General features: G+C 65.7%; 16 protein-coding genes. 11 read left to right on the top strand and 5 right to left on the bottom strand.

The genetic code is table 11. From position 1 onward, the window contains the following. Both FFS09_RS28750 and FFS09_RS28745 read left to right on the top strand, forming a co-directional pair. Window positions 1–835 (top strand): DUF3108 domain-containing protein (locus FFS09_RS28750; protein WP_137922327.1); only part of this gene is annotated, 835 nt, incomplete at its 5' end. A gap of 150 nt (window positions 836–985) precedes the next feature. Then, window positions 986–1,270 carry a BTH_I0359 family protein gene (locus FFS09_RS28745; RefSeq protein ID WP_137922326.1) on the top strand — a complete coding sequence of 95 codons (285 nt, stop codon included), beginning with the start codon at window positions 986–988 and terminating at the stop codon, window positions 1,268–1,270. Between the two features lie 48 nt (window positions 1,271–1,318). Here the strand turns inward: FFS09_RS28745 and FFS09_RS28740 are convergent, their stop codons facing one another. Continuing rightward, window positions 1,319–2,389 carry an AbrB family transcriptional regulator gene (locus FFS09_RS28740; protein WP_252374557.1) on the bottom strand — a complete coding sequence of 357 codons (1,071 nt, stop codon included), beginning with the start codon at window positions 2,387–2,389 and terminating at the stop codon, window positions 1,319–1,321. 73 nt (window positions 2,390–2,462) lie between these two features. Here FFS09_RS28740 and FFS09_RS28735 point away from each other — a divergent pair, with 73 nt between their 5' ends. Further along, window positions 2,463–3,272: a ChaN family lipoprotein gene (locus tag FFS09_RS28735; RefSeq protein WP_137922325.1), complete on the top strand. Its 810-nt coding sequence runs from the start codon at window positions 2,463–2,465 to the stop codon at window positions 3,270–3,272. Window positions 3,273–3,279: 7 nt separating this feature from the next. On the opposite strand, the gene aptA is transcribed toward FFS09_RS28735, so the two are convergent. After that, window positions 3,280–4,620, bottom strand: a complete 1,341-nt coding sequence (gene aptA, locus FFS09_RS28730; protein WP_137922324.1) for an omega-aminotransferase AptA — start codon at window positions 4,618–4,620, stop codon at window positions 3,280–3,282. A gap of 128 nt (window positions 4,621–4,748) precedes the next feature. Here aptA and purU point away from each other — a divergent pair, with 128 nt between their 5' ends. From purU to FFS09_RS28710, 4 genes are all read left to right on the top strand, one after another. Beyond that, on the top strand, window positions 4,749–5,597 hold the full coding sequence (gene purU / locus FFS09_RS28725) for a formyltetrahydrofolate deformylase (protein ID WP_137922323.1): 849 nt from the start codon (window positions 4,749–4,751) through the stop codon (window positions 5,595–5,597). Next, window positions 5,594–6,463 carry a LysR substrate-binding domain-containing protein gene (locus FFS09_RS28720; protein ID WP_137922322.1) on the top strand — a complete coding sequence of 290 codons (870 nt, stop codon included), beginning with the start codon at window positions 5,594–5,596 and terminating at the stop codon, window positions 6,461–6,463. The genes purU and FFS09_RS28720 overlap by 4 nt, the downstream gene beginning before the upstream one ends. A gap of 78 nt (window positions 6,464–6,541) precedes the next feature. Then, window positions 6,542–7,114, top strand: coding sequence for a hypothetical protein (locus FFS09_RS28715; RefSeq protein WP_212745176.1), 573 nt, complete (start codon window positions 6,542–6,544; stop codon window positions 7,112–7,114). 7 nt (window positions 7,115–7,121) lie between these two features. Next, complete coding sequence (locus FFS09_RS28710; RefSeq protein ID WP_137922321.1) at window positions 7,122–8,351, top strand: S1C family serine protease; 1,230 nt, start codon at window positions 7,122–7,124, stop codon at window positions 8,349–8,351. 28 nt (window positions 8,352–8,379) lie between these two features. Here the strand turns inward: FFS09_RS28710 and FFS09_RS28705 are convergent, their stop codons facing one another. Continuing rightward, on the bottom strand, window positions 8,380–8,802 hold the full coding sequence (locus FFS09_RS28705; RefSeq protein WP_137922320.1) for an Hsp20/alpha crystallin family protein: 423 nt from the start codon (window positions 8,800–8,802) through the stop codon (window positions 8,380–8,382). Window positions 8,803–8,977: 175 nt separating this feature from the next. Here FFS09_RS28705 and FFS09_RS28700 point away from each other — a divergent pair, with 175 nt between their 5' ends. The 3 genes from FFS09_RS28700 (at window position 8,978) to FFS09_RS28690 (ending at window position 14,875) form a co-directional block, all read left to right on the top strand. After that, window positions 8,978–10,480, top strand: coding sequence for an FAD-linked oxidase C-terminal domain-containing protein (locus FFS09_RS28700; RefSeq protein WP_137922319.1), 1,503 nt, complete (start codon window positions 8,978–8,980; stop codon window positions 10,478–10,480). 64 nt (window positions 10,481–10,544) lie between these two features. After that, complete coding sequence (locus FFS09_RS28695; protein ID WP_137922318.1) at window positions 10,545–14,393, top strand: PAS domain-containing sensor histidine kinase; 3,849 nt, start codon at window positions 10,545–10,547, stop codon at window positions 14,391–14,393. After that, window positions 14,390–14,875, top strand: coding sequence for a response regulator (locus FFS09_RS28690; protein ID WP_137922317.1), 486 nt, complete (start codon window positions 14,390–14,392; stop codon window positions 14,873–14,875). Before FFS09_RS28695 ends, FFS09_RS28690 begins: the two co-directional genes overlap by 4 nt. A 58-nt stretch (window positions 14,876–14,933) precedes the next feature. Here FFS09_RS28690 and FFS09_RS28685 read toward each other — a convergent pair whose 3' ends face one another. After that, window positions 14,934–15,236, bottom strand: coding sequence for an RNA-binding protein (locus tag FFS09_RS28685; protein WP_137922316.1), 303 nt, complete (start codon window positions 15,234–15,236; stop codon window positions 14,934–14,936). A 245-nt stretch (window positions 15,237–15,481) separates the two neighbouring features. Here FFS09_RS28685 and FFS09_RS28680 point away from each other — a divergent pair, with 245 nt between their 5' ends. Continuing rightward, window positions 15,482–18,397 carry a sensor domain-containing protein gene (locus FFS09_RS28680; protein ID WP_137922315.1) on the top strand — a complete coding sequence of 972 codons (2,916 nt, stop codon included), beginning with the start codon at window positions 15,482–15,484 and terminating at the stop codon, window positions 18,395–18,397. A gap of 18 nt (window positions 18,398–18,415) precedes the next feature. On the opposite strand, the gene FFS09_RS28675 is transcribed toward FFS09_RS28680, so the two are convergent. Further along, a partial coding sequence (locus FFS09_RS28675; protein WP_137922314.1) for a cupin-like domain-containing protein occupies window positions 18,416–19,448 on the bottom strand: 1,033 nt, incomplete at its 5' end.

The raw sequence follows: 19,448 nt of genomic DNA, 5'->3' as shown, positions 1-19,448 counted from the left end.
GGCCGAGACCCTCGACACCCCGCCGGCCGACGCCATCGCCGCGCCCGCAGCGCTGCCTCCCGAGACGCCAGCCGCAGAACCCGCACCCACCACCGACGTCGCAACCACCGACACCACCGAACCCGCGCCACCCGAGGACATGCTGCTGGCCGCCGCCGCATCCCGGTCACGCGCTGCCACGGCCGCCGTCAAACTGCCCCCGGCCCAACCCCCGGCGAGCATGCGCCTGCAATACGACGTGACAGGCAACGTCAAAGGCATCCACTACAAAGCCCACGGCGCGCTGGACTGGACCGTGGCCGACGGGCGCTACGACGCGCGCCTGGAAATGCGCGTGATGCTGCTGGGCAGCCGCTCGCAAACCAGCACCGGCCGCATCGGCCCCAACGGCCTCATGCCCGAACGCTTTGCCGACAAGAGCCGCAGCGAAAAGGCGGCGCATTTCGATGCGGCGCAAAAGCACATCCGCTTCAGCAACAACGCACCCGAGGTGCCTCTGCAACCCGGCGCGCAGGACCGCCTGAGCCTGTTCATGCAACTCGCTGGCCTGCTGCAAGCCCGGCCGCAGGCCTACGCCACCGGCCAGACGGTGGAGATGCAGGTGGCCGGCACGGGCGATGCGCCGGTGTGGCGCTTCGAGGTCGGCGAAGAATCGACGATCCGCGTGCCCGCGGGCGAGTTCCGCGTGCGCCACCTCGTGCGCCAGCCGCGCAAGGAATTCGACAGCACGGTGGAAATGTGGCTCGCGCCGAGCCTCGGGTATATGCCGGCACGTCTGCGCATCACGCAGTCCAATGGCGACATCGCGGATCAGAAATTGATGCAATTGCCGTAGGACGCCATCCCGTTTGTGCCCAAAAACACACGCTTCTTGAACTCCGGAGGAACGCCACCACGTAAAGCTCAATCCAAACTGCAAACCAGCGCGTATTTGTCGATATAACGTGTTCAGGAACGCAGGTTTTTCTCTACAAGGATTTCAGTCATGCACATGCTTTACGACTCGGATGCCTTCGCTGTGGTCCACATCCTCGCCAACGCCCCGGCAGAAGGCGAGACCGTAGCAGCCGACGGCCCACAAATTCCCCGCCATGGTTTTGAAATCGTGGACAAGCGCTCGGGCAAAGAGGTGTACCTCGATGGCTCCTGGGCCGAAATGTTCCAGCAGCAGATCACCGCCTGGCAACAAAGCACGCCTTCGCAGGAAGAGGTGGAAGACACGCTCGAAGGCTACGCCACACTGGCGCAGATGCCCGTCGTCATGCATTGACCGGCGCTCCCCGCGCCGACCCGACAGCCCGGCAACCGCCGGGCTTTTTCATGGGCGCTCGTAACGCCAGCGGTACACCGGTTCGACCAGCACCAATACCGCCACCAGCCGGCACACCTGAAACACGGTGACCACCGGCACGCCGAGCTGCAGAACCTTGGCGGTGATGGCCATCTCGGCAATGCCACCGGGCGACGTGCCCAGCAACATCGTGGCGGGGTGCAGGCCGGTCAGGCGCGCCAACGCCCACCCGAAAGCGGCGCACAGCCCCATCATCGCGAACGTGGCCAGGGCGACCGATCCCAGCCAGCGCGGCGCCGTGTGCACGAAGGCCGGTGTGAAGCGCACGCCCAGGCTCACGCCGATCACCAGCTGCGCCGCGTTCGACACCGCCTGCGGAATCGCTGAAAGCGACACGCCGCACAAGGTGACCACCATCGTGACCACCAACGCGCCCATGAACCAGGGGTTGGCGCGCCCGAGCCGCTCCATCGCCCACGCGCTCAAGGTGCACAGACCCATCAGCAGCGCAAACCCCGCCACGTTCACCTCGCGCAAGCCCGGCGTGAACGTGTCCAGACCGGTCACGCCCCAGCATTGCAAGGCAAACGGAATGGTGACCGTCACCAGCAGCACGCGCAGGCTGTGCGTGGCGGCCACGAGGTCGGTGCGCGCGCCCCGGCGTTCGGCGATCAGCGTCATCTCCGACGCGCCGCCGATGGCGCCCGCGAAATAGGTGGTGCTGTGCAACTGCGCGGGCGTGAGGTGGGCCAGGTGCCCGGCGTGCACACGGCGCAACCACGCGCCGCAACCCAGCCCCAGCAGCAGCGCCCAGGCAACGCCGAGCGCGATGCCCCACCACAGGCTGATGACCAGCGCGCCCACCGCGGGCGTGAAATACAAGCCCAGTGCCGCGCCGATCACGCATTGCCCGCCGTTGCGCAAGGGCGTCCAGCTCTCGGTGCGCGCCCCCACCGCGGAGACCAGTGCGGTGGCCAGGAGCGGGCCGATCATCCAGGGAATGGGCGTGCGCAACCAGACGCACAGCCACGCGGCGGCCAGGGCCAGCAACAGGGTGAAGACAACGCGCGACCACGATGCGGGCCGCGATTCGGACAGGAATGACACTCGGCGACGGGTAGAAAGACAGGCCCGCGGCGCAACTGCCACGGCAGGGGCTTAGTATCCGCGAATGACCTGTCGAACCGCTCTCGCGCTGGCATTGGGCGTCTCTCTGCTGGCGGCCTGCGCGCACCGCCCGCCACAGACCGTGCCCGATCTGCTGGCGCGCGTGCTGCCCACGTCGGTGCTCCTGGTCGGTGAACAGCACGATGCGCCCGAACACCAGGCGCTGCAGCGCGACGTGGTGCAGACCCTGGCCCGGCGCGACCAGCTCGGCGCGCTCGTGATGGAAATGGTGGAACAAGGCCGCAGCACGCAAGGCCTGCCGAGCGACGCCGACGAAGCGCTCGTGCGCGATGCCCTGGGCTGGATCGAGCAGCACGGCTGGTCCTGGGCGGTGTACGGCCCGGTGGTGATGGCCGCCGTGCGCAGCGGCGCCCCCGTGATCGGCGGCAACCTGCCACGCGCTCAGATGCGCGGCACCATGGGCCAGGCGCATCTGGACGGCGTGGTGAACGAAGGCGTGCTGCAACGCCAGCGCGACAGCATCCGCGAGAGCCACTGCGACCTGCTGCCCGAAAACCAGATCGCGCCCATGACGCGCATCCAGCTCGCGCGCGACCAAAGCCTGGCCCAGACCGCCGCGCAAGCCGTCATCCCTGGCAAGACCGTGGTGCTGGTGGCCGGCAACGGCCATGTGCGGCCCGACCTTGGTGTGCCGCTGCACCTGCCGCCCACCGTGACCCACAAGGTGGTGGTGGCGCAGGCCGGCGCAACGACGGGGACCAGCGCGCCGCCCGCCGACACGGTGTGGCACACCCCCGCGCGGCCTCCGCGCGACCATTGCGCGGAACTGAAGCAGCAGATGCAGAAGCGCTGAGCGCCGATCAACTCACGCGTTTGATCGCGTCGGCCAAAGTGCCCACCATGGTTTCGATCTGCGCCTTCTCCACGATGTAGGGCGGCGCGAACACCAGGTTGTCGCCCGCGTTTCGCACCAGCACGCCGCGGTGGTAGCAGTCCATGAACACGTCGAAGGCGCGCTTGCCCGGCAGGCCCGCAAGCGGCGCCAGCTCGACGGCGGCCGCCAGGCCATAACTGCGGATGCCGATCACGTTCGGCAGGCCCTTGAGCGCGCTGTGCATCGCATCGCCCAGCACCTGGCCCATCTCGCCCGCGCGGGCGAACAGGTTCTCTTCGCGGAACAGGTCCAGCGTGGCGATCGCCGCGGCACAGGCCACCGGGTGGCCCGAGTAGGTGTAGCCGTGGAAGAACTCGATGGCGTGGTCCGGCGCGTTGCTGTGCGCGCCCATCATGGCGTCGTAGATGCGGGCGGTGCATACCACACCGCCCAGCGGGAACACGCCATTGGTGACGGCCTTGGCGAAGGTCAGCATATCGGGCTGCACGCCATAGTGGTCGGACGCGAACGCCGCGCCCAGGCGGCCGAAGCCGGTGATGACCTCGTCGAAGATCAGCAGGATGCCGTGCTTGTCGCAGATCTCGCGCAGGCGCTTGAGGTAACCCTGAGGCGGCACGTACCATCCCGCGCTGCCGGCCACCGGTTCGACGATCACGGCGGCCACGTTGCTGGCATCGTGGAGCGGCAGGATGCGGTTCTCCAGTTCGAGCAGCAGGTCCTCGTCCCACACCGGCTCGGTGTTGTGCACGTAGGCATGCTTCACCGGGTCGTGGATGAAGCGCAGGTGGTCCACCCGCGGCAGCAACGCCGCGCCGTACACCTTGCGGTTGGCCGGAATGCCGCCCACGCTCATGCCGCCAAAACCCACGCCGTGGTAACCCCGTTCGCGGCCGATGAAGACGTTGCGGTGGCCCTCGCCGCGAGCGCGGTGGTAGGCCAGCGCCACCTTCATCGCGGTGTCGGCCGCCTCGCTGCCGGAGTTGCAGAACAGCACCTTGTCGAGATCGCCCGGCGCCATGGCCGCGATCATCTCGGCCGCGCGGAAGGCCTTGTCGTTGCTCACACCGAAGGCCGTGCTGTAGTCCAGCGTGTCGAGCTGCTGCTTGATCGCTTCGTTGATCGGCTTGCGGTTGTGGCCCGCGCCCACGCACCACAGGCTGGACACGCCATCGATCACCTGGCGCCCGTCGTGCGTGGTGAAGTACATGCCATCGGCCGCCACGAAGACCCGGGGGTCCTTCTGGAAACTGCGGTTCGGCGTGAAGGGCAACCACTGGTTGTCCATGCGTAGATCGGTGTAGGCCATGCGGGCGTCTCCTGCGGCGAATGGAAGAGAAGAAGCGCCGATTCTGGCACCGCCATCTCCAGTCAGGGGCTCCATTGCCGACCCCACGGCCAGGCCCACCACACCCTTGCTGCGACAATGCGCACGCCATGATTCACACCTACGTTCTCACCCTGTCCTGCCCGGACCGCCCCGGCATCGTGCACGCCGTCTCCGGCTTCCTGCTCGAACACGGCGGCAACATCGAAGAAGCCGCGCAGTACAACGACCACGCCACCGGCCTGTTCTTCATGCGCGTGCAGTTCGCCTGCGGCCAACTCACGCAAGACGATCTGCGCGTGCACCTGCGGGTGTTCGCCGACCCGTTCGGCATGCAATGGAGCCTGCACCCGCTGGCCGAGCCGATGCGCGCCGTGATCTTCGTGAGCAAGGAGGGTCACTGCCTCAACGACCTGCTGTTCCGCTGGAAGAGCGGCCTGCTGCCACTGGACATCCGCGCGATCATCAGCAACCACCGCGATTTCTACCAACTCGCGGCGAGCTACAACGTGCCCTTCCACCACATCCCGGTGACGGCCGCGACCAAGGCACAGGCCGAGGCGAAACAACTGGACATCATCCGCAGCGAAGAAGCCGAACTGGTGGTGCTGGCGCGCTACATGCAGGTGCTGAGCAACGACCTGTGCCGCGAACTCTCGGGCAAGGCGATCAACATCCACCACAGCTTCCTGCCCAGCTTCAAGGGCGCCAAACCCTACTACCAGGCGCACGACCGCGGCGTGAAGCTGATCGGCGCCACCGCCCACTACGTGACGGCCGACCTCGATGAAGGCCCCATCATCGAACAGGACGTGGCGCGCGTGGACCACACCGACGCGGTGGAAGACCTGACTGCGCGCGGCCGCGACACCGAAAGCCAGGTGCTCGCCCGCGCGGTGAAGTGGCACGGTGAACACCGCGTCCTGCTCAACGGACACAAGACGGTCGTGTTCAAGTGACCATTCGCATCCCCCCGATCCAGTGCCTGCTGACCTTCGAGGCGCTGGCACGGCTGCGCAGCGTCACCCAAACGGGGGATGAACTCAACGTCACGCCCAGCGCGGTGAGCCATCGCGTGAAGCAGCTGGAGCAGATTCTGGGCGCCAAGCTGTTCGGCAGGGCCGACTTCACGCTCACCACCGAAGGCAGCGAATACCTGGCGCATGTGCGCGAAGGCCTGGGCATCCTGCAGCGCTTTCCGAGCCAGAGCGCCGCGCCCGGGCGGCGCAAGCTGCGGCTGGCGATCACGCCCACCTTCGCGCGTTCGATCCTGCTGCCGCGCCTGAAGCAGTTCAGCGACGCCTACCCCGAGATCGATCTCACCCTGCAGGTGAGCATTCCCCTGCTGGACGTGGTGGCCGAGGATGCCGATCTCATGGTGCGCTTCGGCACCGGGCGCTATGCCGACGTGGAACACGTGTGCCTGGCCAAGGACGAGGTCTCGCCGATGACCTCGCCCGCGTTCGCGCGCGAGCATGGCCCTTTTGATACCGCGCAGGACCTGGACGGCGTGCCTCTGCTGCGCAGCCCGCTGGAGCCCTGGCGCACCTGGTTCGCCGCGCACGACCTGGACTGGCCCGAGCCCACCGAGGGCTCTCAGTTCAACGACATCGGCCTGATGTGCGACGCCGCGGCCGCCGGCATGGGCGTGGGCTTGCTGCGCTACAAACTGGCCGCGCCGTGGTTGGACAGCGGCGCACTGGTGCCGCTGTACCCGCGCCGCGTGCCCAGCCCGCACGCGCACTACCTGTGCTGGCGCAGCGGAACCATGGAGCGGTGGGAATGCGCGGCGTTTGCGCGCTGGCTGCAGCAGGCCATGGGGTAAACACCCATCCGCGAGCGGCGGGCATCACGTAACACGGCGGTTACATTTTGGGCTCCATCTGTCACTTGAGGGAGCTTGATGTTTCAGCGAACCGTGATCCTCGCCGTTGCCATCGCCGCAACGGGTTGTGCGTCCGTGATGAACGACACCACCCATTCGATGAAGGTCGAGACCAAAACGGAGTCCGGCCAACTGATCACAGGGGCCGACTGCAAGTTGAGCAATGACCGCGGGAGTGTCTCCGTCAAATCGGGAGAGACCACCCTGGTGCGCCGATCGAACACCGACGTGGACATCGTCTGCAGCCACCCCGAGAACCGGACGGCCAGCGCCAGGGCCATCTCGCGGGCCAACGCGGGCATGTTCGGCAACATCATCATCGGCGGCGGCATCGGCGCGATCATCGATCACAACCAGGGCACGGCCTACACCTACCCGACCTGGGTGCAACTGGTGTTCGGCAAGGCGCTGGTGTTTGATCGCAGCGACCAGAAGGAAGACCACCCCACACCCGGCATCAGCACCGGCCTGACGCCGCTCCTGAGCGTCGCCCCCGCGCCGACCACCACGGGTCCTGGCGCGCCGCCACCGCAGGCCGGCGCGCGCGTGACCATGGACGATCTGCGCGGCCTGCTGCCGGTCCAGCCCTGAGTCCACCATGCTGCACAAACCCCTGATCACCCTCGGCCTGGTGCTGAGCACGGCCCTCGCAGGCGCGCAAACCACGCTCACACCCGAGGCCTTGTTCGAGAGCGTTTCGCCCAGCGTCTGGGTGGTGCGCACGCAGGACAGCAATAGCCGTGCGTTGCTGCAGGGCAGCGCCGTGGTCATCGGCCCGGGTCGGCTCATCACCAACTGCCACGTGCTCAAGCAAGCCAGGACCCTGTCCGTGGGGCGCGAAAACGTCTCCTACGGTGCCACGCTCGAGCACCCCGACCCCGAGCGCGACCTGTGTCAGCTCCGCGTGAGCAACTTCACCGCCCCTGCGGTGCAAATCGCCCCACTCGATAGCCTGCGCGTGGGCGCGCGGGTCTACGCCATTGGTGCGCCGCGCGGCCTGGAGACCACCATCAGCGACGGCCTGCTCTCGGGCCTGCGGCGCGACGGGCGCTCGGACCTCGATGCCTTGCAGATCACGGTGCCGATCTCGCCAGGGTCCAGCGGTGGTGGTCTGTTCGACGTCCAGGGGCGGCTGATCGGCATCACCTCCTCCGGTCTTCGCGATTCGCAGAACCTGAACTTCGCACTGCCGGCCACCTGGATCACCGAGGTGCCCGCGCGCGCGCAAGCGGCCCTGGCCGCACGCAGCGAGCGCAGCCAACCGCTGCCACCGGCCGCCAAGGCCACGGGTGACCGCGTCTTCGAATACGCACTGAAGGACCGCTTCACCGGCAACATACAACGTGTGGTCTATCGGCTGGACCGCGTCGAGGGCGACACCCGCATCTTCAACCAGGGCACCCGCGTGGAGCGTGCAGGCGGCGAGGTGATCACCCGGGGCACCCCCATCGGTGGCGAGTTCGATCTGGCCATGCCGCCGGGCGGCTGGATCCAGAAAACGCCCTCGAGTGGCTCAACCTGGCCGCTGCGCTATGAGGCCCAAGCATCGGATTGGCGCATCGCGATGAATCTCACCGCGCGCACGGCCGAAGAGTCCATCCTGCGGGTGGGCGAACGCGAACTGGTCGTCATCCGCGTGCATTTCAAAGGCCACTCACAGCGCGGCCGCACCGACCCGACGATTTGGGGAACTTACGAGGCCAACGCGTGGTACTCACCGGAGCTCGGGCGCGTCGTGCGCTTTGACGCCAAAGGCCGCGGAGGTGTTTCCGGAACGTTGTTCCTGGTAGACGAGTCCCTCGAACTCGTCGCCATCCGCGCCGAGTAACCGCACGGCACCCGGCGCGGGCGCACGGTCACTCGATCGTCAAACGCTGCGCGGCACCGGCGGTCTTCTTCGGCAGCGTGAGCTGCAACACGCCGTTCTCGTATTTCGCCTTGGCGGCTCTGTTGTCCACGTCGACCGGCAGCTGGAAGCTGCGCGACACCGCGCCGTAGTAGCGTTCGCTGCGCAGCACTTTTCCGCCTTCGGTCTGGCTGTCCTGCTGCTTGATTTCAGCGCGCAGCGTCACCAGCTTGCCATCGACGTTGACCTGGATGTCGTCTTTGGAAACACCAGGCACTTCGGCGTGCAGCGTGTAGGCCTCGGGCGTTTCCTTCACGTCGACGCGGATCTGCGCCGGCAGACCGTCACCGTGCAAAGGCTTCACATAGAACGCGGGCGACGCATCGTTGAAAAAGTCGTCCAGAAAACCGCGGCGTGCAATAAGGCTGTTCATGAAAAAACTCCTGATGATGGGGTTGGGTCCAGGAGCGCAACACGCGCCCTGCGATGCACAAAACATGATGTCGCCGGCCACCGATTTCAAGGGTCGCTGCAAGTTTCTTCAACCCGCGCCGAGGCTATTGGCCTAGACTGGAACACCCCTTGATTTTTCGCGGACCGACCCCGACATGAACGCCCCCACGAGCACCGCCGAACACACACCGCTGCAGCGCGCCGAACGGCAAGCCGCCGTGGTCCGCGCGTTGCAGGCCGTGGTGCCCGCGCATGCGCTGCTCTGGCAAGCGGAAGACACCGTGCCCTACGAATGCGACGGACTCACCGCCTACCGGCAACGCCCGCTGGTGGTGGCGCTGCCAGAGACCGAAGACCAGGTCGCCGCCGTGCTCAAGGCCTGCCATGGTCTCAACGTGCCGGTGGTGGCGCGCGGCGCGGGCACCGGCCTGTCGGGTGGCGCGATGCCGCATGCGCTGGGTGTCACGCTCTCGCTCGCGAAGTTCAACCGCATCGTGCGCGTGGATGCGCGTTCGCGCACAGCGGTCGTGCAGGCCGGTGTGCGCAACCTCGCGATCTCCGAAGCCGCCGCGCCGCTGGGCCTGTACTACGCGCCCGACCCGAGCAGCCAGATCGCCTGCACCATCGGCGGCAACGTGGCCGAAAACTCGGGCGGTGTGCACTGCCTCAAGTACGGCCTGACGCTGCACAACGTGTTGTCCGTGCGCGGCTTCACCATCGAAGGCGATCCCGTCACCTTTGGCGGCGACGCGCTCGACGCGCCCGGCCTGGACCTGCTGCCGCTGGTGATCGGCAGCGAAGGCATGCTGGCCGTGACCACCGAAGTCACGGTGAAGTTGGTGCCCAAACCGCAGCTGGCGCGCTGCATCATGGCCAGCTTCGACGACATGCGCAAAGCCGGCGACGCGGTGGCCTCGGTCATCGCGGCCGGCATCATCCCGGCCGGCCTGGAGATGATGGACAAGCCGATGACCGCGGCGGTCGAAGACTTCGTGCACGCGGGTTACGACCTCGATGCCGAAGCCATCCTGCTGTGCGAGAGCGACGGCACGCCCGAGGAAGTGGCCGAGGAGATCGAACGCATGAGCGATGTGCTGCGCGACTGCGGCGCTACCGCCATTGCCGTCAGCCGCGACGAGGCCGAACGCCTGCGCTTCTGGAGCGGGCGCAAGAACGCCTTTCCGGCGAGCGGGCGCATCAGCCCCGACTACATGTGCATGGACTCGACCATCCCGCGCAAACGCCTGGCCGACATCCTGCTGGCCATTGCCGCGATGGAAAAGAAGTACGGCCTGCGTTGCGCCAACGTGTTCCACGCCGGCGATGGCAATCTGCATCCGCTGATCCTGTTCGACGCCAACGACGCCGACCAACTGCGCCGCTGCGAACAATTCGGCGCCGACATTCTCGAATCCAGCGTGGCCATGGGCGGCACCGTGACGGGCGAACATGGCGTGGGCGTGGAGAAGCTCAACAGCATGTGCGTGCAGTTCTCCGCCGAAGAGAACACACAAATGTTCGGCGTGAAGCGCGCATTTGATACCAACGGGCTACTCAACCCGGGCAAGGTCATCCCGACCCTGCAACGTTGTGCTGAATACGGCCGGATGCTGGTGCGCGCGGGGCAGATTTCGCACCCCGATCTGCCTCGGTTCTGACTGTCCATCTGGCTGTCAAATATCACGCCTTGCGCAGCAGCCCCTGGGGTAAAGTGGCGCACGCATGAGCACCACTTTCCCGCCGCCCAACCGGCGTTCTGACGCCCACCGGTCCGAGAAGGCGGCCGCAGAGCGCGAGCGCGCGCTGCTGCTGGAACTGGAGACGCTGCGTGCGGAAAACGAACACCTGCGCCGCAGCTATGCGCAGCAGCTCAGCGGCAAGCTACCTGCCGCCACGCAAAGCCCTGACACGCACACCTCGCAGGCGCACCTTCCCCTTCCCCTGACGCCGGAGACCGCGGCCTCGCCCGAGACGGCGCAGCTGGAGTACGAAGCCCTCTTCGCGGCCATGGCCAGCGTGTTCCCGATCGGCATCTTCCGCACCGATCACGCGGGTGTGCTGACGCACGTCGATGAAAAACTGCAAGGCATCTTCGACCTGCAGCGCGAACACTTCCCCAACTTCGGCTGGCTCAGCCGTGTGCACCCGGACGATCTCGAGCAGGTGCAACAGCACTGGGTGCGCGGCATTGCCACCGGTGAAAGCCTGAGCGTCGAATTTCGCTTGGTGCGCCCAGGCGACGACATCGTTCACGTGCTGGTGCGCAACACGGCCTTGCGCGACGCCCATGGCGCCATCACCGGCCAGCTCGGTTTCATGCAGGACATCACGCAGATGCGCACGCTCGAAGCCGACGCGCGCATCAAGGACGAGCTCAACCGGCAGATCATCGGGAGCAGCCCCGACTGCATGAAGGTGCTCGATCTGCAAGGCCATGTGGTGCAGATGACGGCCCAGGGTTGCAGGCTGGTCGAGGTAGACGATTTTGAAGCGGTGCGCCACACCGACTGGACCACCTGGTGGCCCGACGACGGCGCGGCACTCGCGCGCGAGGCCATCGAGAAAGCGTGCCAGGGCAAGGGCGCGCGCTTCGTGGCCTTTGGCACGACCTTCAAGGGCACGCCGAAATGGTGGGACACCATGGTCACGCCGATCTGCGATACCCAGGGCCAGCCATTGATGCTCCTGGCGGTCTCGCGCGACATCACGGCGCTGCATCGGCAACAGGAAGAAATCAATGCCGAGCTGGAGGCGCGGGTGCGCCAGCGCACGGACGAACTCGCCGAGGCCAAGGAACGCGTGGCCCTGGCGCTGCGCGATGCGCAGGCGCTCTACAACCAGGCGCCGTGCGGCTACCACTCGATCGATGCCACGGGCAAGGTCGTGATGATGAACCGCACCGAACTCGAATGGCTGGGCTACGAGCGCGAAGACGTGGTCGGCCGTCTGCATTTCCGCGATGTCCTGCTGCCCGAACAGCTGGACATGGCCAACGAGCGCCTGGCCCGCATGCTGCGCGGAGAGAAGCTCGAAGCCGCGGAGTTCACGCTGCGGCGGCGCGACGGCAGCACCTTCATTGCCCTGGTGAGTGGCACCGCGGTGCAAGACGCGCAGGGACGGTTCCTGCGCACCAACAACACGGTGATGGACATCACCGATCGCAAAAGCGCCGAGAACGCGCTGGCCGCACAGCGCAACTTCCTGCAGGCCATCACCAACAGCGTGCCGGTGCAGCTCGCCTTCTTCGACCGCGATCTGATCTGCCGCTTCGCCAACGCGAGCTACGCCCGCTGGACCCAAGGCGACACCGACCAGTTGGTGGGCAGGCACCTGAGCGAGATCGCGCGCGCGGAGGATTTTGAATTGTCCCGCTCGCAACTCGCCGCCGCGCTGTCCGGCGAGATCCAGCGCTTCGAAGGCGAGCGGGCCTTCCCGGACGGCCACCGCTTCTACGCCAGCATCGAGTACACGCCGTATTGGGAAGCCGGGCAGGTACAAGGCATCATCATCCAGATGATCGACATCTCGGAACGCAAGGCTTCCGAGGACCAGGTCCGGGAAGCGAACCTGCAGCTCAACGATGCCTTGCGCCAGTCACAGGCGCTCTACAACCAGGCGCCCTGCGGCTACCACTCGCTCGACATCGCGGGCACCTTTGTGTCCATCAACGACACCGAACTCGAGTGGCTGGGCTATTCGCGCGAAGAAGTCATCGGCAAGAAAAACTTCCGCGAATTCATGCTCCCCAACCAAGCCGAGCTGCTCGACCGCCGGATGCAGCGCGTGGTGAAGGACGCAGCCATCGAAGCGGCGGAGTACGGGCTGCGCCGCCGCGACGGCACCACCTTCCATGCGCTGCTGTCGTCTTCCGCCGTGCGCGACAGCGAAGGGCGCTTCCTGCGCAGCAACACGACGGTGGTCGACATCACCCGGCGCAAGGAGGCCGAGACGGCCTTGCGCGACAACCAGCGCTTCCTGCAAACCATTACCGACCACGTGCCCGGGCTGATCGCCTACCTGGATGCGGGCCTGCATTTCCGCTTTGCCAACGCCGAACACCTGCGCGTCTTCGGCTTGGACCCCGCACACGTCCTTGGCCGCTATGCCGGCGACTGCATGGACCCCGCATCGTGGCCCGAGATGGAGTCCCGCCTGCGCAGCGCGCTGACGGGCGAGCCCCAGCATTTCGAAAGCTGGCGTCCAACGGTGGACGGTCATCAGATCTTCGTGAGCGCGAACTACCTGCCCGACACCAACGACGAGGGCGTGGTGCAGGGCCTGTTCGTGCAGATCATCGACATCACCGAGCGCAAGCGGATCGAAGAACGCGTGGTGCACCTGAACGAAGAGCTGGAACAACGCATCAGCGAACGGTCCGCGGAATTGCTGGAAAGCGAACAACGTTTCCGCCTGATGGTGGACAACCTGCGCGACTACTGCATCTTCTTCATGGACGCCGACGGCGTCATCACCGACTGGACCGACAGCGCCCAGCGCATGGACGGCTACTCGCCCACCCAGATGATGGGCCGCCACTACGGCGTGCTGTTCGACCCGGCCAACCCGGAGCACGGCAAGGTCAGCGCCAACCAGATGCTGCGTCTGGCCGCATCGCGCGGCCAGCACGAGCTCCACAACTGGCACACCCGCAAGGACGGGTCGCAGTACTGGTCCCATTCGGTGCTGATCGCGCTGCGCGACGATGGCGGGGAGCTCAAGGGCTTCGCCAAGATCAACCGCGACATGACCGATGCGAAGCGGCTCGACGATCTGATGCGCAACATCAACGACGAGCTGGAGAACCGCGTGGTGGAGCGCACCGAGCAGCTGCTGGCCGCCAACAAGGACCTGGAGTCGTTCTCGTACTCGGTCTCGCACGATCTGCGTTCCCCCTTGCGCCACATCTCCAGCTTCGTCAGCCTGCTGGAAGAGCACCTCGGCGGCAAGTGCGATGAGGTGAGTGCCCGGTACCTGAGCACGATCGGCAATTCGGCGCGGCACATGAGCCAACTCATCGACGGGCTGCTCGCGTTCTCGCGCCTGGGCCGCTCTGCCGTGAACCTGACCGCGGTCGATTTCACGCTGCTGGTGGATGCGGTCGTCAACCAGATCGGGCACGACACCGAGGGTCGGATCGTGGACTGGGTGATCGCCCCCGATTTGCCCGTGGTCCAGGGCGACGCGCTGCTGCTGCGCGAAGTGTGGGCCAACCTGTTGGGCAACGCCTACAAATACACCCGCCCGCGTGAAAGAACGCGCATTGAGGTGGGATGGAGCGTCGATCCGGTGGTGGGCTACACCTTCTTTGTCCGTGACAATGGTGTGGGTTTTGACACAAAATATGCCCAGAAACTGTTTGGCGTCTTTCAGCGTCTGCACCGGGCCTCGGAGTTTGAAGGAACAGGCATTGGCCTGGCACTCACGCGGCGCATCATTGAGCGGCACGGCGGCACGATCTGGGCTGAAAGTCGCCTCGGCGAAGGCAGTGCGTTTTATTTTTCGCTACCTTTTGAAGGCGCTCACGGCCTCGAGTCCCACAACGACTCCATGCCCGCCACACTGGAACCATGAGCAAAACTGCCGACGCCATCCTTCTCGTTGAAGACAATCCGGACGATGCGGAACTGACCAAGCTGGCGCTGGCGCGCCATGGGCTGGACGGCCGGGTGACGCACGTGTCCGACGGCATGCAGGCACTGGACTACCTGCACCGCCGCAATGGCTTCAGCAACCGCTCGGGCAACAACCCCACGCTCGTGCTGCTGGACCTGAAGATGCCGCTGCTCGACGGCATTGGCGTGCTCAAGGAAATCAAAGGCTCGGATGCCTTGCGCAACATTCCGGTGGTGGTGCTGACGTCGTCCACCGAACCCAGCGACCTGTTGCGCGCCTACGATGCCGGCACCAACGCCTACATTGCCAAGCCCACCGAGTTCTCGCAGTTCCTCAGCGCCATGAAGCATGTGTGCGAGTTCTGGATCAACATCAACCAGACGGCCCCACAGCTGCCCAGTGCTGGTGTGCGCACCACGGGCTTTGGCGACTTGATGTAAAGACCGGAGAGAAGCTGGCAGCGGCACCCAGGGGTGCGACGCCGCTCTCGCTGACGTTTCAGTAGATGTCGGAGTCGGCCCACTGCGACGAAGGGCCATCCTCTGCGGTTACCGGCACATTGAGGTTGAGCACGAACACCACCTCTCCGCCGAAGCGCCCCACGCCCAGGCTCTTCATCAGCTGCAACTCCTGCTCGGGCCGTTCCATGCGCAGGAAACAGATGGCTTGCTTGGTGCCTTCATGCATGGCCGTGAGAATGTCCAGCCGCGTGATGCGGCCGAACTCGCTGCACAACTGGTGCAGCGCGGATTTCAGACTGGAAACGTCGCTGTATTGCCTGAGTTCTGCGAGTGTGCTCACAATCAAACCCCTCAAAAATTCGATTCACGGTGCCGATACGCTGACAGCAATGCGCAGTGCTGTGGGCCGACGGAGGCCTATGTTAGAACATAAGAAACAAAGCCTAACATTTTTGTTACAAATACCCCCTGGAGTTGGGCTCGGCGTGCACAAATTCACACGCCCCCGTCACTGTAGGTCCTGCGCAAGCAAATCCCATGACAACACTCGGAACTCCGGGCTCTGAACGCACACCGCCGACCCACATGCTCGAATCCGCCGTCGATCGCACAGAAGCCTGGACAGTCCCCACGCAGCAAGACGAGCTGGGCCGGCTGGCCGAGCTGGCGACGTGCATGCAGTCCACCGAAGCCGCCTTGTTGATCGACGCGTCGCGCTCGCCGCCCGAGATACTCGGCCTGCATGGGCTGATGCCCTGCGCGGTTTCAGCGGTCATGGACGCCTGCGCAGACTGCCTGGCCCAACCGGCCATGGAGACCTGGCTGCCGCAGACACACACCGATGCCCACCCCTACCGATACGGCCATTGGCTGCCGTTGCCGGCCAACGGAGGCTCCGCCGAAACGGTCCTGTTGTTGCTCGACACGTCGCCCCGCGAGCGGCCCGCGCCTGACGCGCCCGCGTTGCAGCTGTTGGCGCACCACGCCTCGGAAGTGCTGGCACTCGCGCGCCGCTGCAAGCATGCCGAGCAGTACAACGCCAGCGTGCTGCGCGAGAGCGAGAGCCGCCTCAATCTGACCGAACACACCGCGGGTGCGGGCAGTTGGTCGCTGCAACTGTCCACCCGCGAGGTGATCCACTCGGACGAGTTCGCCTCCATCATGGGCCTGGGCGATCACCACCGGGTCAGAAATCTCGAAGACATGGTGCAACGCTCCACGCCCGAGTGGCGCAACGGCATCCGCCAGCGTCTGGAGCGTTGCGCCCAGAATGGCGAAGGTTTTGACGAAGAGATCCAGATCACGGTCGAAGGCGGACCTCCCAAATGGGTGCGCACCGTGGGCACCGCGGTGCGGCGCGCCAATGGCGAAATCGCGCGCATCCAGGGTGCGATCCAGGACATCTCGGCGCAGAAGCAGGCACAACAGGACACCCTGCGTCTGGCCATGCGCCTGACCACCACGCTGGCCAGCATCACCGAGGCATTCGTTACCCTGGACCGGCAATGCTGTTTCACATACCTCAACCAGGAGAGCGAGCGCCTGTTGCAGAAGACCACCGGTGACCTGCTGGGCCTGGAGGTGTGGCAGGACTTCAGCCCGGCACTGACACAACGCCTCAAGGAACAGCTGACCAAGTCGCTCAACACCAACCGCCGCGTCGAACTCGAGGATTTCTTTCCGACGCTGGGCAAATGGCTGGAGGTGCGGGCCTATCCCTTCGCCGAAGGCCTGGCGGTGTATTTCCGCGATGTGACCGAGCGCCGCCGTTCGCAGGAACAGTTGATGTTGCTGGAGACCAGTGTCTCCCGGCTCAACGACATCGTGGCGATTGCCGAGACCGGCTCCGGCAGCGAGCAGGAGCCGCGCATCGTGTTCGTGAACGATGCGTTCGAACAGCACACCGGCTACAGCCGTGCCGAGGTGCTGGGGCAGACGCCCAACATGTTGCTCGAACTCGATCCAACGATCACCAAGCTCAGCGAGCTCGGGCGCAGCCTGCAGCAGACCCGCCAGGCCCGCACCGAGCTGATGGTTCGGCGCAAGAACGGCGCCTTGTTCTGGGTCGAGCTGGAGGTGGTATCGGTACAGGCCACGGCCGAGGACATCACGCACTGGGTGGCGGTGGGCCGCGACATCACGCAGCGCAAGACCGCCGAAGACATGATTCGCCACCTGGCGTTTTACGACGCCCTCACCGACCTGCCCAACCGGCAACTGCTGCTGGACCGTCTGCAGCAGGCGCTGGCGGCCTGTGCGCGCTCGGGCCAGTATGGCGCACTGATGTTCATCGACCTGGACAACTTCAAGATCCTGAACGACTCGCTGGGCCACCACATGGGCGACCAGCTGCTGCAGAAAGTGGCCCAGCGCCTCACGCGCAGCGTGCGCAAGACCGACATGGTGGCGCGCCTGGGCGGTGACGAATTCGTGGTGATGGTCGACGACCTGAGCGTCGACCCCGACGCCGCCGCTTTCAAGGCCACCGCTCTGGCGGAGAAGGTGCTGCACATGCTGCGCGAGCCGTTCCAGCTCACCGGCGGCCATCAGCACTTCGCCACGCCCAGCATCGGCGTGACCTCGTTCAATGGTCAGCAAAGCGACGTGGGCGAATTGCTCAAACAGGCCGACCTGGCGATGTACCAGGCCAAGTCATTGGGACGCAACACCCTGTGCTTCTTCGATCCGGGCATGCAGGCCACGGTGACGGCCAACGCCACCGTGAGTTCCGAACTGCGGGTGGCGCTGAGTGCCAACCAGTTCGTGGTGTATTACCAACCCCAGGTGGACCGCGTGGGTGTGATCACCGGTGTGGAGGCGTTGGTGCGCTGGCAACACCCGGAGCGCGGTCTGGTTTCGCCGGCCGACTTCATCCCCGTCGCCGAAGACACCGGCCTGATTCTGCCGCTCGGGCAGTGGGTGCTGGAGACGGCTTGCAACCAGTTGAGTGCGTGGGCGGTGAATCCCCAGACCGCGGGACTGAGCATCGCGGTCAACGTGAGCGTGCGCCAGTTCCGCCACCCGGATTTCGTCGACATGGTGATGGCCGCGATCAAGCACACCGGCATCCGCCCGCACAAGCTCAAGCTGGAACTCACCGAGAGCCTGTTGGCCGATCGCATGGAGATCACGATCAACAAGATGGGCATGCTCAAGGCCTTGGGTGTCACGCTGTCGCTCGACGATTTCGGCGTCGGCTACTCGTCGCTCTCGGTGCTCAAGCGGCTGCCGCTGGACCAGCTCAAGATCGACAAGGGTTTCGTGGCCGACGTGTTGACGGACCCGAACGACGCGGCCATCTCGCGCGCCATCATCGCGCTGGCGCAAAGCCTGGGCCTGCAGGTGGTGGCCGAAGGCGTGGAGACGCAGGAACAGCGCGACTTCCTGGCCTACCAGGGTTGCGACCAGTTCCAGGGCCACCTGTTCGCCAGGCCCTTGCCCATCGAGTCACTCGACGCGCTGCTGCACAACCCCACTTCCGGCTTCATGTTGCTGTCCTGAACGGCAGCAACCCGAACGTCACCAGTTGGTGATGTTCGGGTTGGCAAAGCTGTAGTGGTTGGGCAGCGCGAGGTTGGAGAACGAGAACGACAGGCTCACGTCCAGCGCCGTCACCTGGTGCCACCAGCCCAGCGGCAGGAACACGGTCTCGCCGGGCTCGACGATCACCTCGAGCACCGTCGCCTGGCTGAACAGCGGGTAGCGCGCCAGGTCCGGGCGGTCCAGGTCGATCGGGCTATAGACGTCGAAATGGTTGTAGAGCAGCGGTGACTGCAGGGGCGAGATGAAGCGCCAGCGCTTGCGTCCCACCACCTGCGTGTGGCAAAGCATGAGCGTGTCGTGGTGCAGTGGCGTCACCGTGCCCGCGGGACCGAACCAGAACGACGCGCGGCGCGCCAGCTGGGCGGGATCGCAAAACGCGGGCAGGCTACCGATATCGGCCAGGATGGGCGCGAACTCGGGCCGGCTGAGCATCTCGTTGTTGGCGGTCAGGTAGTAGTCGTTCGTCACGCCACCGGCCAGCACCTGGTCGACGAAGTCCGCCAGGCGCACGCTGTGCCGGTGGTCCAGCTTGTTGACCTCGTAGTTCGGATCGGCGCTGCGCTCGGCCTGCACCTCGACCTGCAGATGGCCGAAGCGCGCGCGCAAATCCTGCGGCGACCAGCGCGCCATCGCAGGCCAGTCGCGCGCCGCATCGGTGAGCACCAGAGGGCGGCTGCCCACCACGTATTTCTCCAGGAACTCGCCCAGGGGCACGTTGGCACGCTTCTCCACCTGGCCATACCGCGGGTTGAGTTCCAGCAACTTCTGCTGGTTGGCCATCACCGATTCCAGCTTGGCCTGCAACTGCTGGAACTTGCGCGCAGCGAGAAAAGCCGGGTCGGCCTCCATCGCCCGGATCGCGGACTCGCATTCGGCCGGGTCCAATCCGGCCCCGGTCATGGTGACCCGCATGGACTCGGGCGTGCAGTGCCGCAGCAGGTTCTCGGCAATCCATTGCTGCCAGCCCGCATCGAGCGGGCGAAAACCGGGTGCGGGGTTGTCCAGGGGG

Source organism: Hydrogenophaga sp. 2FB (genome assembly GCF_005503365.1).
Classification (GTDB): Bacteria; Pseudomonadota; Gammaproteobacteria; order Burkholderiales; family Burkholderiaceae_C; genus Hydrogenophaga.
The sequence above is the reverse complement of the archived record's forward strand: the minus strand, read 5'-3'. Positions and strand labels throughout refer to the sequence as shown.

Bases quoted from the DNA above. Each gene is read 5' to 3' on its own strand.
- FFS09_RS28745 (WP_137922326.1), top strand. From the start codon at position 986: ATGCACATGCTTTACGACTCGGATGCCTTCGCTGTGGTCCACATCCTC.
- FFS09_RS28735 (WP_137922325.1), top strand. From the start codon at position 2,463: ATGACCTGTCGAACCGCTCTCGCGCTGGCATTGGGCGTCTCTCTGCTG.
- aptA (WP_137922324.1), bottom strand. From the start codon at position 4,620: ATGGCCTACACCGATCTACGCATGGACAACCAGTGGTTGCCCTTCACG.
- purU (WP_137922323.1), top strand. From the start codon at position 4,749: ATGATTCACACCTACGTTCTCACCCTGTCCTGCCCGGACCGCCCCGGC.
- FFS09_RS28715 (WP_212745176.1), top strand. From the start codon at position 6,542: ATGTTTCAGCGAACCGTGATCCTCGCCGTTGCCATCGCCGCAACGGGT.
- FFS09_RS28710 (WP_137922321.1), top strand. From the start codon at position 7,122: ATGCTGCACAAACCCCTGATCACCCTCGGCCTGGTGCTGAGCACGGCC.
- FFS09_RS28705 (WP_137922320.1), bottom strand. From the start codon at position 8,802: ATGAACAGCCTTATTGCACGCCGCGGTTTTCTGGACGACTTTTTCAAC.
- FFS09_RS28700 (WP_137922319.1), top strand. From the start codon at position 8,978: ATGAACGCCCCCACGAGCACCGCCGAACACACACCGCTGCAGCGCGCC.
- FFS09_RS28695 (WP_137922318.1), top strand. From the start codon at position 10,545: ATGAGCACCACTTTCCCGCCGCCCAACCGGCGTTCTGACGCCCACCGG.
- FFS09_RS28690 (WP_137922317.1), top strand. From the start codon at position 14,390: ATGAGCAAAACTGCCGACGCCATCCTTCTCGTTGAAGACAATCCGGAC.
- FFS09_RS28680 (WP_137922315.1), top strand. From the start codon at position 15,482: ATGCTCGAATCCGCCGTCGATCGCACAGAAGCCTGGACAGTCCCCACG.